The organism is Paenibacillus sp. FW507-14B1B (genome assembly GCF_058781425.1).
The window spans coordinates 1,624,223-1,639,784 of sequence record NZ_JBYSWS010000001.1 but is presented as its reverse complement, the minus strand read 5'-3'; the positions used below and the strand labels follow the sequence as shown (position 1 = coordinate 1,639,784).

General features: G+C 43.2%; 8 protein-coding genes. 5 read left to right on the top strand and 3 right to left on the bottom strand.

What is annotated here, in order from left to right:
- The first annotated feature begins 12 nt into the window (after nt 1-12).
- The 5 genes from AC3WJJ_RS07805 (at nt 13) to AC3WJJ_RS07785 (ending at nt 10,121) form a co-directional block, all read left to right on the top strand.
- Nucleotides 13-1,623 (top strand): response regulator transcription factor, encoded by a 1,611-nt coding sequence (locus tag AC3WJJ_RS07805; protein WP_492539383.1) that lies wholly within the window; start codon nt 13-15, stop codon nt 1,621-1,623.
- A gap of 208 nt (nt 1,624-1,831) precedes the next feature.
- Entirely contained in the window at nt 1,832-2,788 is a 957-nt protein-coding gene (locus AC3WJJ_RS07800) for an ABC transporter permease (RefSeq protein ID WP_492539381.1), read from the top strand.
- 61 nt (nt 2,789-2,849) lie between these two features.
- On the top strand, nt 2,850-3,731 hold the full coding sequence (locus tag AC3WJJ_RS07795; RefSeq protein WP_422661401.1) for a carbohydrate ABC transporter permease: 882 nt from the start codon (nt 2,850-2,852) through the stop codon (nt 3,729-3,731).
- An 84-nt stretch (nt 3,732-3,815) separates the two neighbouring features.
- Nucleotides 3,816-5,333 carry an extracellular solute-binding protein gene (locus tag AC3WJJ_RS07790; protein WP_492539379.1) on the top strand — a complete coding sequence of 506 codons (1,518 nt, stop codon included), beginning with the start codon at nt 3,816-3,818 and terminating at the stop codon, nt 5,331-5,333.
- Nucleotides 5,334-5,411: 78 nt separating this feature from the next.
- Nucleotides 5,412-10,121, top strand: a complete 4,710-nt coding sequence (locus AC3WJJ_RS07785) for an S-layer homology domain-containing protein (RefSeq protein WP_492539377.1) — start codon at nt 5,412-5,414, stop codon at nt 10,119-10,121.
- 165 nt (nt 10,122-10,286) lie between these two features.
- Here AC3WJJ_RS07785 and AC3WJJ_RS07780 read toward each other — a convergent pair whose 3' ends face one another.
- From AC3WJJ_RS07780 to AC3WJJ_RS07770, 3 genes are all read right to left on the bottom strand, one after another.
- Nucleotides 10,287-11,861 (bottom strand): FAD-dependent oxidoreductase, encoded by a 1,575-nt coding sequence (locus AC3WJJ_RS07780; RefSeq protein WP_492539375.1) that lies wholly within the window; start codon nt 11,859-11,861, stop codon nt 10,287-10,289.
- Nucleotides 11,862-12,055: 194 nt separating this feature from the next.
- A complete protein-coding gene (locus AC3WJJ_RS07775) occupies nt 12,056-13,828 on the bottom strand; it encodes a sensor histidine kinase (protein WP_492539373.1) in 1,773 nt (590 codons plus the stop codon).
- Nucleotides 13,829-13,843: 15 nt separating this feature from the next.
- Nucleotides 13,844-15,403 (bottom strand): response regulator transcription factor, encoded by a 1,560-nt coding sequence (locus AC3WJJ_RS07770; RefSeq protein WP_492539371.1) that lies wholly within the window; start codon nt 15,401-15,403, stop codon nt 13,844-13,846.
- Between the last annotated feature and the right edge of the window lie 159 nt (nt 15,404-15,562).

Genomic DNA, 15,562 nt, shown 5'->3' with positions numbered 1-15,562 from the left:
GGAGAGAATCTGATGAACTTGATGATCGTGGAAGACGAACCTCGATTACGTAATTCTCTAGCATATAATATCCCATGGGAAGAGCATGGGATCGAAATTGTGGGCCTCGCCTCTAATGGATTGGAAGCACTCCAGCTCGTGGGAAGTAAAATGCCGGATTTAATGCTAGTCGATGTACAGATGCCGGAGATGGATGGATTAACACTAATCCGTAAACTGAAGGAGCGTCAAACTGGACGTTTTTTGCTCAAGATCATTATCCTGAGCGGACATGATAATTTTGAATTCGCTCAGCTCGCGATGGAATTTGGGGTGTCGAAGTATTTACTTAAACCTGCTGGAGAGACGGAAATCTTAAAGGCGGTCCTAGAAGCAAAAGAGCAGCTTCGTCAAGATCTGGAACAGTGGAGAATGACAGCAGAGCTGGAGCAGAAATGGAGGGATAATCTTCCGAATTTACAAAACAACTTTATGCTGAATTGGGTGAATGGGAGATATACCGTTGATGAAGTGCTGATGCGAAGCAAGGAGCTGTATATCGATCTAAATGAAGATGCGCAGCTTGCGGTTGCGGTAGTTAGTCTTGATCCCATTCCTGAGGATGATACTAGATTCAGATTAGCAGATCAGGAGTTGCTTCAATTCACAATCCACTGCTTGGCAAGTGAGTTCTTATCTACATCCTTTTGCCGGGTATGCACAGATCCAGATCATGACCTGCTGCTTGTATTTATAGCAGATTCCTTTCGTGATGCGAAAGAGCTCATGCTCTATATCAATAGTACGGTTGTCAAGCTCTTGTCTCAGACGAAGGAGATCTTAAAGTTAACTGCAAGCGCAGGCATTAGTGCAGGTACAGGCGGAATTGATGATATGAATCATCTGTATGCTCAAGCGACCAGAGCATTACAGGAACGGGTTGTATATGGGCATGACATCGCGATTCCATATCGGGAGTTAGAAAGTACTTCTAGACAAGATATATCGGCTTTACCAAAGCTTGAGAAGCTCCTAGAAATTGCACTGGAAACAGCAGATGAGAGTCGTGCGATGGGTGTTATGACCCAGTTATGGGAAGAGGGATTCTCGCTGACAGAATCATCGGAGGAGTTCCATGAAGCTGTTCTATATATGAATAGTATATTTACACGTATGATTTTGAAACAGGGATGGAGAGTTAAGCAGGTTGTGGAAGAGGATTTCGTTTATTTTCAGAATATCAAGCTTCTGAATACCAAAACCGTAACTTGGTTATGGCTGACAAGGACAGTACAGAAAATTACGGCATACATGCGGAAGCAGCGTAAATCGACAAGCCACCAAGTTGTGAAAGAGATTCTCTCCCTTATTGATCAAGAGATTGAACAGGAAATCACATTACATACGGTGGCAGATCGACTATATGTGAATTCATCGTATCTCAGCAGATTGTTTAAACAGGAAATCGGGGTAGCCTTTTCTTCCTATGTATTAGAGCAGAAGATGGAGCGAGCAAAGCGGGTCTTGCAAGAAGGGCATAAAGTTTATGATGCAGCCCGTCTTGTCGGGTATCGAGATGTTAGCTATTTTACAAAAGTATTCCGTAAGTATTGGGGAGTCAATCCTGGGGAGTTTAAAATGTAGTCGAATATGTCTCGAAAAACTAGGAATGAGGAACATCCAATGTGGTCTGTAATCGGATCATGTTGGGTGTTTTTTTATGGATTTTAGAATGTGAAAGTATACAGATTACCAGAAATAGTAATGACATTCATCTACTATGGAATCGCTTTCAATTCTAAAATTTAAAGTATCAATTAACTCATTCCTAGCAAAAACAGGGGGGAACGATATGAAGTCTGAAAGAGCTAAATTGCCCATACCCCATTCAAAGCGTGGATATTTCTCGCGTCTCTGGTCGGATATATGGAAGGAGTGGGACTTATACCTACTGCTTGTACCTGGTATTCTGTTCATTTTGTTATTTAAGTACACACCGATGTATGGAATTATTATTGCCTTTAAGGATTTTAATATCTTCTCAGGTTTCGCGGAGAGTCCTTGGGTGGGGGGGAAGCATTTTGAGAAGTTATTTACTTCACCGGATTTTGCGCTTGTGTTAAAGAATACGGTAATTATTAGTTTACTCAAAATTCTGATTCTATTTCCACTGCCTATTATTGTGGCTTTGATGCTTAATGAGATGAGGAAAATGATCTTTAAACGTACAATCCAGACGGTTATCTATCTTCCACATTTCTTGTCATGGGTTATCGTTAGCGGATTGTTTATTGATCTGTTATCGACCAATGGTGGGCTTGTTAATAAGCTTCTGGTCTCGCTGAATCTTGAACCTATAGCATTCTTTTTGGATAACAGTGTATTTCGGAGTGTACTTATCACTTCTGCAGGCTGGAAGGAAACAGGCTGGAGCACAATCGTGTATCTAGCCGCCTTTAGTACGATTGATCCAGTGCTGTATGAGGCAGCCAAAATTGATGGAGCTGGCAAATGGAAGCAGCTGTGGCATATCACACTTCCGGGTATTGCACCGATTATTATTCTGATGTTCATCCTGCGACTTGGAAGCATACTTGAGGCAGGGACTGAACAGATTCTTGTGATGTACAATCCGGTTGTGTATAAAGTTTCGGATGTCATCGGTACTTACGTATATAGACAAGGTCTTGGTAATCAAGACTATAGCTTTACAACAGCCGTTGGGCTATTTGAAGCCGTTATCTCATTTACGCTAGTCATCGTTGGTAACTCCTTGAGCAAAAAGTATCTGCAGCGTGGAATCTGGTAATGAGAGGGGGAAGTGAATCTTGAGTCATAATCATGTCTTACAGAGCGGAAATGGTAAAAAAGTGAAGAGCGCTGTCAAAATCTCATGGGGTGAAAGATGCTTTGCTGTATTCAATTACTGTTTCTTTATTATCATGGGATGCACTACTCTACTTCCCTTTGTAAATTTGATCGCTAAGTCGATGAGCAGCGAGGAGGCAGTAATCTCCGGCAACGTGGGGCTTTTGCCAGTCGGCATACAATTTGAAACTTATAAATATGTGCTACAGGACTCCATGTTTCTATCCTCTTTAAAAACATCCGTGCTTCTCACGATCATTGGTACCACACTGAGCCTTACATTAACAACCCTTACGGCTTATCCGTTATCCAAAGTCAGATTGAGAGGGAGAAAGTGGATACTGCTCATGTTCGTATTCACCATGCTCTTCAGCGGTGGATTAATACCTACGTACTTACTAATGCAGAATTTAAACCTCGTCAATACACTTGGGGTGTTGTTCTTACCAGCTATGGTGAACGTGTTCAATATGCTTATCATAAAAAATTACTTTGAGGGACTGCCAGATTCACTTGAGGAATCCGCGAAGCTGGATGGGGCAGGTAATATTCGCATCTTGATTCATATCATGCTGCCGCTTTCTTTGCCGGTTATGGCAACCATTGCACTCTTCTTCGCAGTTGCATTCTGGAACGATTTTTTTGCGGCGATGATTTATATTACCAACCCAGAACTGAAACCACTACAGCTGTACTTAAAAGAGTTAATTGTATCCTCTAGCGGGGATTTTCTCAAAAATAATGTGGATGCCGCCATTAACATGACACCGCAATCCATTCAAGCATCATCGATCCTTTTAGCTACCTTGCCGATTCTGCTCGTCTATCCTTTTTTGCAAAAGTATTTCGTGAAGGGTGTGCTCGTCGGCTCTGTTAAAGGTTGATATGAGACTTCTTAAAGGCGGTGATGCTCCAGCTATTGTAATGGATGATTCGCAGGCGTTATTCATATACGAGGAGGTTATAAGATGAGAAAAAAATCAGCAATGCTTGCTATTTTATTAGGTATGAGTTTAGCGATATCTGGCTGTGGTGGTGGCACCACCCCGAAAGCAGATCCAACGCCAAATACAGCGAACACGCCAACGGATGATAAAAAAGAAGAGGATAACAAAGAAGCGGTTAAGCCCGCTATCCGCATGATTATGCAGTATGGTGTGTTTGATCCTAGTAAAGAATTCACGAGTAAATTGATTAGTGAGAAGACCGGATATGAAGTGCAGTATGAAATGCTTCCGGCTGAAAACGCGGATGAGAAGCTGAATTTATTAGTTGCGAATAAAGAAGATTTCGATGTCATGAAGCTTAATTCCGCACAATTCTATAGTCTTGCTACTGCAGGAGCGCTGGAACCTATTGATGAATTACTTGAGGCTCACGGTAACAATATTAACAGAGCGATCAAACCAGCCTCTTGGGGAAGTGCGACGATTGACGGGAAGAAGTACGCTATTCCTGAGGTAGGATCTGGTGTTGCGGTTGGTGAAGAGCTTGTGGTTCGTCAAGACTGGCTGGATGAGTTGGGATTGTCCGTCCCAACGAATCCTGATGAGCTTTACACCGTACTTAAGACGATTAAAGAAAAGAAAAATATTATCCCGCTAACAGGCAGTAAAGACTCAATTTATGGGGATATCGCAACGACTTTTGGTATATTAACGGATTGGAAAGATGTTGACGGAAAGCTTGTTCATAGAGCAGAGCAGCCGGAAATGAAAGAGTTCATTGCCTATATGAATAAGCTCTATACTGAAGGGTTATTGGATACCGAAATGCCAATCAATACCGCTCAGAAAGCAATAGAGAAATTCACAAGCGGCAAAGCTGCTGTATACAAGCTGGCTTGGTGGAATGCGGGTAGTACCATTGCTGCACTTGAGAAAAACACACCTAATGCGAAGGTGTCCATTATTCCTTACTTGAAAGGTAAAGATGGCAAAGCTGTTGTTGGTGCGAATGCGAATACAAGCTGGTTCATCGCCATTCCGAAAGCGTCCAAACATAAGGATGAAGCAATGAAGTTCTTGGATGCGAAGCTAGAGCCTGAGACGTTCAAAGAGCTTGCGATCGGTCAAGAAGGAGTTCACCATGAAGTGAAAGACGGTAAGTACTATCCGATCTTGCCTAAATTCAACGAAGATTTGGGTAATGGTAGTGGTTTCCTAACTGGTGTAGATGAGGAAATGTACCCTACTTATTGGCAAGCACGTGTTCGTAAAGATCCTGTACTTCAAATGTATTTTGAAACATTCCAGAAAAATGCGGAAGGGATTATTGTAGTTGATCCAATGTCTCCTGCACCACCGATTGAGGCCGTTTCGAAAAACACATTGAAGCTGAGAACACTGCTTGATGACAATGTGCTTAAATTTATTACAGGCTCTGAACCTCTAAGTAATTATGATAAATTCCTAGAGCAGTGGAGAGCTGAGGGAGGAGCGGATATGGTTAAAGCCGCGAATGAGTGGTATCAGACCGTCAAATAATGAGGAACTTCTTGAGAAGAGCAGTTGCATAGCATGTGCAGCTGCTTTTTTTTCAAAACTTCGAAGGGTGGTATTGTTATGAAAATAGATTTAAGGAGAAGACTGGCAACCTTTCTCAGCGTGACTCTGATCCTCTCATTAGTAACCTCATGGACACCTCATATTGCTGCACAGGTTAGCGAGTATGACGAATCGGAATTGGCTCCTGTAACTCTCGTTTCTCAAGATGGATCGCAGCGATTGATGCTAACGGACATGAATACGGACGAGGATGGTCTCTTACAGAAGAATGATTACCTTGCGGTGTTTACAAGTAAAGGTAGGGTTACCGCTGACGTATACGATGATCAGGTACTCATTCCTTCTAAACATGTAGCTCTCGTTGTTGATGCTTCTGGAGTTATACAACAGAAATATGGGCCGAATGCTGATCCCCCAACGGATTGGAGCGCTGATGCAGACGTAACGATTCCAGATGGAGGCTATGTTGTTATGGCAGGAGGGGCCTCTTGGGAAGAATCAGCTTATCTGAAGTTGTTATTTGCATATTATGGAGTCGGCGATCAAGTTAAACTTATGCGCGGTGAAACTGAAGTAACAGCTGTGGATTTTGAGAAGCTACCTGTACTGAATCCGGATCCAGAGCCTGAACCGAGTCCGGAGCCAAGTCCAGATCCGGACGGAGAATCTCAGTTAAAACCAGAGCTAGTGATGAATACACAGACAGACACGATTGTTACTATCCCACTCGTTGAAGTTAGTGGTTATGTGAAGAACTATACGGAGGATGCAGAGTTGAAAATTATGATTAATCAGAAGGAGACACCTATTACAGCAGGAGGTAGCTTCAGAGCGAATATGTATCTAGATCCTGGATCTAACGTCATTACAGTTCGCCTTGTCGATGGACAAGAAGAATTAGCCTTAGTATCGCTAAATGTTGTTTATGATAGTTCGGATCAAAATGAGGATTACATTGAAGTTGAAGCGGCTCCAATTGATATTACGATTGGTGTTCAAGGCCCACGGAAGCAGTTGAATTACATTGATCAAGATGTCAATGGTATTTCCAATATTATTGCCTTGTTTACTACCGATTACGGCTCATCCATTCAAGTTCCTAAGTTGAATGTAGCAGTTCAGGTAGATAGTAATAATCGTGTGTTGAGTGTCGTCAACCCATCTATTAATGGGCAGCCCCCGGTCTGGGCAGGACCAACCGATCTTCCGATTCCGGAAGGTGGATATGTACTTATGGCACAAGATAACAGCTATGCAGGGAATGATATCAAGCGTTTTTTGGCTCAGAAATTTAAAGTCGGCGATGTCATTAAGCTTCGAAAGAACGGTGAAGTGGTACAGGTTCAAGATCTAATGAGTGGAAATGGTCTGATTGCAAAGCTAGTCCTTGAGAATGCCCCGATGTATACTGTCACCGAAAGTCAAACGCCTGTAACTGGGAGAATTGACAATATGGATGATCCCGCATCGACCAAACTGATGATTAACGATGTAGAAGTTCCTTATGGCGAGGACGGGACTTTTTCCTATCCATTCTCACTTGAGGCAGGTACGAATTACATTGATGTCGTTGTACAGAAGAATGAGATTGAGCAGGATAAACGCAGTCTTGTGGTCTTCAACAGACCTGGATTTAAACCGGACAAAGAAGTGATTCTATGGGTTGACCAAGCTGCAAACGCGAAGAAGTTTCGGACTACGGAACACGTTAAGGAATTTTTAGAGCAAGCCCAAAAAGGCGGCGTGACGTCTGTAGTATTTGATGTGAAAGGCGTCGAGGGCTTCGTCTCCTATAAGAAGAATAACCTAACAGGTCGTCCTTACGTGAGCGAAATTAAAGCCCCGGAAAAAGCTGGCGCAAGTCCTGATCTGGATCTGCTCCAAGAGTTCATAACGTATGGCCATGAACTTGGCCTAAAAATTCATGCGGCGATCAATGTTTTCGCTGAGGGATCCATAGCACACCAAGAGTTTGCAGTACTTAATGATCATTTGGACTGGGAAGAACGTGTTCATTTTGCAGAGAATAACGGGGAGATTAAGCGTCTTCGGGAAAGTGCTAAGCAGGGATTAGTTGCCTTTGTGAACCCATCGAATGATGAGGTTAGAGATTATGAGCTAAAGACGTTCGAGGAGATTATTCGAAATTATGACGTTGACGGTGTCGTGCATGACCGCGGTCGATATGATAATGAGGGAGCCGATTTCAGTGATGAGACACGTGCTAAATTCGAACAATTCTTAGCGGATAGAGGCAAGCAGTTAGTCAATTGGCCTAACGATATCTTTTATTATGAGAATAATGTTCGAGTTAATGGACCACTCATTCAAGACTGGTGGGAGTTTAGATCCGGAACGATCCAGAGTTTTTTTGGAGAGGTAAAAGATCTCGTTGATTCTTATGAAGTGGAATCTGGTCGGAATATTCAAGTCTCCTCTTACGTTGGATCTTGGTATGAGACATACTTCTTGAATGGTGTAAACTGGGGCAGCAAGAATTTCCGCTATGATCCAAGGCTTGGATTATTAGATGAGTCTGTTTACACACCGGAGTATTACGAAACAGGCTACATTGAATATTTGGATTTCCTGATGATTGGTGCTTATCAAACTACGAGTCAGGAAGTTAAGAAATACATTACACTGGGGAATATCGTAACAAACGGTGAAATACCGTTATATGCGGGTATCGCACTGACTAATGTACAGACACCGGCAATGCAGCGGGAAGTATTTCAGGCGGGACTAAGCACAACGAACGGGTTGATGCTCTTTGACGCTTCCCAGGTTAACTGGCCGATCGTTACAGCTGCCCTGCAGGATCGGGAGTGGGTTAAGGATTATCAGCTTGGGATGAGCCTGCCGGAGAATCCGAATGAATTTATGGAGGGGAACTTCTATAATGTGAATCGGGTGGAGGGTAATGTCAATGTCATGACCGAAGACTTTGGTTATTCAACCGGAACGAATCGTTTTGGTGTAGAAGTCGTTGTTGATGCTTCGGGTGAAGTTACACGTGTTGTGAATAGAAATCAGGCTATCAAGTGGAGCTGGGGTTCTCCAGAAGAGAATAATAGCATTATTCCACAGGGTGGATTCGTTATTTCCACTGTAGATCCTTCAGGAACAAGGACGCTAAGGCAGCGTGTTGCTAATGCTTATGACAAAGGCAATCAGGTAAGATCCGCAGTACTTAGCGGTCTTATGGATGATGAAGGAAAACAGACAGCGAATGGCACAGTGATTGTAGAAGGACATGTGGAAGTGCTCGGAACGGGTACGGCAACCGTGCAGTTTAACGGTCAACCTGCTACGGTGAAGGCTAACGGGGATTTTACAGCTTCTATTTCTCTTTCACCGGGTTCCAATAGAGTCACATTTGACGTATACGTAGATCAGATGAAGACGAACAGCAAATCACTGGATATTGTTCGAACATCTAGTGGAGGGGGAACAGATCCTGGTAATCCAGACGGTTCCGGCAATTCAGGTAGTTCAGGTGGTTCTGCAACATCAGGAACGCCTTCTGTACCCACGTCTCCTGCTCTTCCGGAACGAGTGGTCATTAAACAGGAAGCTTTAAAAGATGGCCGAATGGTTACTCGCGCGGATGTTAATCTGGAGCGTATGTTGAAAGAAATTGAAGAGTTAGCTAAACAGAATGGGACTTCAGCTAAGATAGAGTATACGCTCAAGGAAGCAGGTGAGGGAGCTCAGGTCAATCTTCCTGTTAGCGGAATAAATATGGCAATGAAATTGCTGAAGTCTGGTGAAATTGTAATGGATACACCTTTCGGTGTGCTTCACCTCCCATTAGCTTCGTTACAAAAGGCGTTATCCTCAGGGGAGAATGCGGATATGTTGTCCGTGAGGTTCGGTACGTTACCGAATCAGCAAGAAGAGAAATTAAACGCTAAGCTGTTACTAGAAGGGGCTTCAAGGATCGGTCATACGCTTGATTTGCAAATCGTACTGAAGAAGGGCGAGAAGGAAATAGAATTCTCGGGATTTACTGGAGGATATGCGAAATTAGTTCTGTCATTGCAAGATAAGACAGACCTAGCTGTAGCATCGGCAATTCGATATGACCTGGATCTAGATCGTGTAGCTTTCGTTCCTTCCATTATTGGAAAGAATGGAACTATTGAACTCATCTTATCCGATGATGGAGTCTTGAGCGTTGTGAAACGGACGAAGACGTTTAATGATGTAAGCCGCCACTGGGCGGAGAAGGATATCTTACTTCTTGCTTCAAAGGGACTCATTGAAGGTGTGAATTCAGACCAGTTCGCACCGGATCGTCCAGTTACTCGTGCGGAATTCACATCACTACTTGTTCGCGCACTCGGAATGAAACCGCTGGATCATTCGTCGGTCAGCACGTTCAGTGATGTAAAGCCAAGCGACTGGTACGCTTCTGCTGTAGAAACGGCTGCTGGTAAGGGACTCATCGAAGGCTTTCAAAGCGGGCAGTTCCGCCCAAATGCGCAGATTACACGCGAGCAGATGAGTGCACTTCTAATACGCGCACTCGAAATGACGGGAACCAAGCTTGTTACAGCAGATGGGAAAGAGACGCTCAGTGGATTTAAGGATTCGGAAATGATTGGAGCATGGTCAGAATCCGCAGTTGCTTCAGCGGTTAAGGCAGGGCTTATGCAAGGGCGTTCAGCTGACCGTTTCGCTCCACAGGCACCATCAACTAGAGCCGAGGCAGCGGTCGTGTTGACAAGAATGCTTCAGACAGCAGGATTTATGAACAATTGATCGTATGTTATGAGATAGAAGGAAGCGGGAGCTGTTTCTTAGTGGATTCTTTTGCTAAGGAACAGCTCTTTATATTGCAACAAATGATGGAGTGGAACTCATGTTAAGAGCCATCACCACACATAAAAAGGCCATCCCATTTCATGGGATAGCCTTTTGTGAATATTAGACAGGGTATACGGACGGCCAATGCAGCTCGATCCCTTCCTCAGCCAATCTCTGCTGGAACTGTGATAACTCAACTTGATTATTACGAACGGTGCTAGGAATCAGCTTTCGATCCAGACAGTAGCTTACACAGTACCCGGCTGCTTCTCCGATGTTCCATTCCACGGGATGGAGCCTATAGCAGCCATTTGTGATATGTGTGACACCGATGTTCTTGCACGCTGCGAGTACATTGGTCACCCGTTTAGGAATCAAGCTGCCAAGCGGGATCTGAAATGGAAGAGAAGAAATATCGATATATGGCTTACCACCTGTGCTTGGATGTAGATCAATACGGTAACAGCCGATGCCTACGGTATCGTGGAACGCTTCAGCTACACCATCGGGGCGACTAGCTGTGGACACATGCTGCTCTAGCACCGTGAATTCCGCTTGAATTCGGCGTGATTCACGTATGTACGGATACTTCGCCAGACCATCTTCCGTGCCCACGACATCGGCACGTAGTCTTAAACCGGGATATCCTATTTTTCCATCAGGACGAGGTGCCTCGGTCTGTAGCCAGTAGAGAAGGGAGAGGCTTAGCTGCTTGGCGCTATACAGATGACGATTTCGCTCTTCATCACTTACATCGATGATAGAACCTAACCAATAGTCGTTCTGCGGCCAATTCACAAGCGAAACCGGACTTTGAAAGGTACTCTCGTCAAAATGGGAAGGATCAAAGATCTGTCGATACTGGAACAATGAGAATTTATCTGTATCTGCAAAAATTTCATATCGTACCGGCTCCATTGTAGCAGGTCTGACGCCGCTAAGGCTCAGTAGATGGTCTGGCCAGAAGTCAGGCTTATAATCACGCCAAAATTCGTACTGCTCAGGCTTGTTGATGGTATGATCTTCATCCGGAAGGTAGTCCACTGCAAAACAATAGGTGAAGCCCTGCATATCCATCGGCTGTGCATCCCCATCGACAGCATGAGGTTCGCCTGTCTGTGCTTTTGATTCAGCACCAGTAACGTATTCGATGCCTGCCGCCGGAAGAAGATCTCCACATTCGGTCGCATCCAAGAAGAACGGTGCATGTAAGACAACCTGATGATGCCTCAATATATTTTTGACGGTCACGCTAACGACCTGGTCTCCAGCAACTTCGGCCTTCTCTAATACATATCCATGCATGATTTTTAAACGTCCACTATGAATATAAGGAGCGAGCATGTCGTTCAACACGGCTAAAGCAGTGCGTGGCTCATGACATAGACGACTGACAGTTCCACTTCCGGGATTCAGGTGAGCATTCCCTCTAGCCTCCGCTGTTAAGGGGAAGTTGCGCGCATAATATTGTCTGACACCGTCACGAAATTCCCGGTAGCTTCGTGTACAACCGAATGATTCGATCCATGGGTGTTCGTCAGGTGGTACGGCTTGACTTGTTAGCTGACCGCCGATCCACTCAGTCTCCTCGGTCATAATGACATTCTTTCCTGATTTCGCGGCAGCGAGTGCAGCTGCTGTGCCTCCTGTACCGCCTCCGATAATGACAACATCTGCTTGCAGTTCATTTACCATCTAGTAAACTCTCCTTTTAGTCTGATTAGGACAGAGATCGGTCCTTCTTCGACTCCAAGCGCTAGGATTGATCTTGACGTTTGGGTACTTACCTTTATTGTAAAATTTCATATGTCTGAAATGAACGGTAGGCAGGTGACCTTTTTTGGTAAAATGATGCTGTATTTGGATGAGAGTAGGCTCAAACGTATGGATTATTGGCTAGCTCCTTGTTCTTGTCTATCCATTAAGGGAAGCGTGATTCGGATGCTTGTTCCATAGCCGGGTTCACTTTCGATTCGTACTCCGTAAGATGATCCGAACAATAATTGAATCCGGTTGTGGACGTTGTTGATTCCAATACCCGATAAATGTTGGCGCTTATGTTCATTCACTTGTTCTTCTACAGCTGACATGCCAACTCCGTCATCAATGACTTCGATAATTAAGATATCATCTAGCTTTCGGATGAAGATATGAATATTCCCCCCTGGCTTGCCGGCAAAGGCATGGAAGAATGAATTCTCAACAAAAGGTTGAAGGATTAGCTTTGGAACCATAAGAGGCAAACAATCTTGTTCTACCTCATAATGCACCTGAATCTGATCACCGTAACGAATTTGCTTAATGAAAACGTAATGCTTTAGCGTTTCGATTTCTTCCTGAATCGTAACACGGTCCTCTGTGGAACCGAGCGTGCTCTGGAGCATGGAGATCAAGCTGTTGATGGTTTCATCGACTTGGTTTATACGATTCATTTTGGCCAAATACTTAATAGAGCTTAGTGTATTGTACAGAAAATGAGGATTAATCTGCATTTGCAGCGCGTTTAAATCTGCTTTTCTGCGCTCCTGCTGTTCGAATACAAGCTTATCGGTATATTGATCAATGACCTTGATGAAGCGGTTGTATGCCTTGGTCAATACATTAGTTTCATAGCTGCCATCCTCTTGTAGTGGCTGTGGTTTTAAATTATCACCTGTGGAGGCTTGCATTGTCTTGACGAGTTTGTCCAAGGGGCGCGTAATTCGCCGACTGAGAGAGTAGACCAACAACATACTGATGATCAGGATGAAGAGAACTACTTTCAGTATTTCATATGAGATATTGTAGAGTGGAGCAAACGCGATAAGTTGGTCGATTTCTTCTACAAGATAGGCGTTGTATTCCGGCAAAAAATAAGAAATGTAGGTCTGCCTCCCTTCCATATCCGACCAAACCCCATCTTGTTTCTCGGAGGTTCTCTCTGCAATAGAGAGCAGCGCTGAATCTCTGGTACTGATATGCTCTTTGGTGCTGCTGGATAGCACGGTGCCGTCCGAGGAAATGAGTGAAATATGAATGCCGTTTGATATATAGGGTTTATATTTCTGGTAAATGTTTTGTTCATCCATAACGACAGCTACATAACCGTACATGTGACTTGTACTTGTCTCGATTAACGGTTTGAAGGCAAACAAGTAATTATCATAAGGGACAGATTCCGAGAATAGATCGAGACTGCTGAAATATTGAATCCGGTTCTGGACTTGACCATCTATGTTCATGAACTTAGATACGAAGTCCTGGGGAATCTTGTCCCACTTCAACGAGTTGCTTGAGTAATGACGTCCTCCTTCACCAGGGATACCTGAGACGATGATGTGTGAATTCTCCGGGCTAAGATAGTCCTTGTATAGATCCATATATTTACCTAGTGCAATGACAAGTTTAATCTCCTCAAGGGAGGTGCTCGCAGGTTTTGTAATGTAATCTTTGAACTCCGCACTTCGGTTGACTTGCAGCATAGTGTTGACTACTTGATCATTGTAGCTGAGCAAATCATCCTTCATCAGATTCATATTAGCCGAAGCGCTCCGTACAATTTGCTCAAGCAAGATCCGTTCCGAAATGTAGGAGGAGGCAAGCATTAATAATATAGAAATAATAATGATGCTGGATACCATTAACATGAGAATTTTAATGAAGATACTATTTTTTCGCAGCATGAAGTTCACCTGTCTTTATTGTGGGATGTAATTGCGATATTCTACAGGAGTCATGCCGGTCATTTTTTTGAACACTTTGGAAAAATAATTATGATCCGAGAATCCGGTTAATTGACTAATTTGGGAGACTGACAATTCATGATTTTGCAGAAGATCTTTTGCTTTATCAGTCCGGACTCGATTGATATAGGTTGTTAGGTTTTCGTTCGTTCGTTGTTTGAAATAAGAAGACAAATAGCTGTAATTCATATGAAATTTGTCTGCAAGTTCAGATAACGATAATTCATTAGCGTAATTTTGATTCACATATTCATAGATTTGATGTAGTACGACTGACTGCGGATCTACATGTTGCGATAAGGCTTTTATTCCTTCTAAAAATTGAATCTGAATTTTTTCAAGCTCATCTAAATCAAAGGCAAGATCAATGTTCTTAAAGAGCTTTAACTTGGAAGTACTTAACCCGATTAGGGGATATTTCATTTGTTCTAGTGTGCATATAGCGTAGTAGATTATATTTTGGCACAATCTTTTGAGGCTGTACTCTTCATACGCTTGTGTAGATTTTATCTGCGCAAAAAAAGCCTGGGACTGAGCGACAGCATCATTAATGGCGTGAGATCGTAGTGCCGATGTGAACGTAGCTTGGTCAAAATCAATTAAATCGCTTTCAAGTTTGATTTCACGTGCGAGGACACAAGGATTGTCAGGAAAATATAAAAGTTTACCTAAATAAGACATTAATTCCTTGTGCGCTGTCTGGACCTGGGACATGTCTTCAAATGGATCGGAAAGTACAAATTTGATGTATGTAAGCGATGCCATCACTTGCTTCGCAAAAAGACTCATACAAATCTGTACGTCCTCAGCTTGATTATCTTCATAGTTGATCATTAAAAGGCATTCATTTTTAAGAAATACGCAGGCATACTTTAAAGGGCTTAGATGCTCTTGAGCCAATTCAATGATAACTTGCTCGACCTGAGCTTGGGTCCAATTGGTTTTGGTTAATAGGATGCTCGTGCTGGCAGCTGCCATACGAAAAAACTCATAGGGAAAATGATTTTTCCATTCTTGCCAATCATTTTCCGTCTCATTATCGTGATACATATCTGGTCCGAGTAATTGCCCGAGCATTAAGGCAGGATCGAAATCTTCTAGGTGCGCTTCGAACCGCTCAGGAGAAAGATCGCCGCAAAGAGACTGTATTAAAGAGATTAACTCGACGGCTGCTACTTTCGGCTTTAGTAAATAATCAGTAACGCCATATTTGAATACTTCTCGAACGTAGTCGAACTCGCTATAGCTGCTGAGTACAACCACTTTGATATCAGGGTACTGCTTACGCATCATTCTAGTCAGTTCAACACCGTCCATTATTGGCATCACAATATCTGTAATGACAACGTGAGGCTGAGCCTTGTCCATGTGCTCCAATGCTTCTTGTCCATTAGATGCCTCAGCTACGATCTCAATGCCATATTCGCTCCAATTGCATAGATGTTTAATTCCTGTACGTAAGATGCTTTCGTCATCAACAATCATAACACGGTAAATGGTTGAGCTCTCATTCATGATGGGTAACACCTCGATAGCAAAATCTATTTTCTTCATCATATACCAAACTAAAATAAATGCATATGGCTCACAACGAATGACCATAATATGCAAAAATAAATACTAGAATCCGAAATTTTTACTATTAAAACGTTTTCATTAGGAGTCAAAGCAATA

Coding starts and splice junctions, on each gene's coding strand:
- AC3WJJ_RS07805 (WP_492539383.1), top strand. CDS start 13: ATGAACTTGATGATCGTGGAAGACGAACCTCGATTACGTAATTCTCTA.
- AC3WJJ_RS07800 (WP_492539381.1), top strand. CDS start 1,832: ATGAAGTCTGAAAGAGCTAAATTGCCCATACCCCATTCAAAGCGTGGA.
- AC3WJJ_RS07790 (WP_492539379.1), top strand. CDS start 3,816: ATGAGAAAAAAATCAGCAATGCTTGCTATTTTATTAGGTATGAGTTTA.
- AC3WJJ_RS07785 (WP_492539377.1), top strand. CDS start 5,412: ATGAAAATAGATTTAAGGAGAAGACTGGCAACCTTTCTCAGCGTGACT.
- AC3WJJ_RS07780 (WP_492539375.1), bottom strand. CDS start 11,861: ATGGTAAATGAACTGCAAGCAGATGTTGTCATTATCGGAGGCGGTACA.
- AC3WJJ_RS07775 (WP_492539373.1), bottom strand. CDS start 13,828: ATGCTGCGAAAAAATAGTATCTTCATTAAAATTCTCATGTTAATGGTA.
- AC3WJJ_RS07770 (WP_492539371.1), bottom strand. CDS start 15,403: ATGAATGAGAGCTCAACCATTTACCGTGTTATGATTGTTGATGACGAA.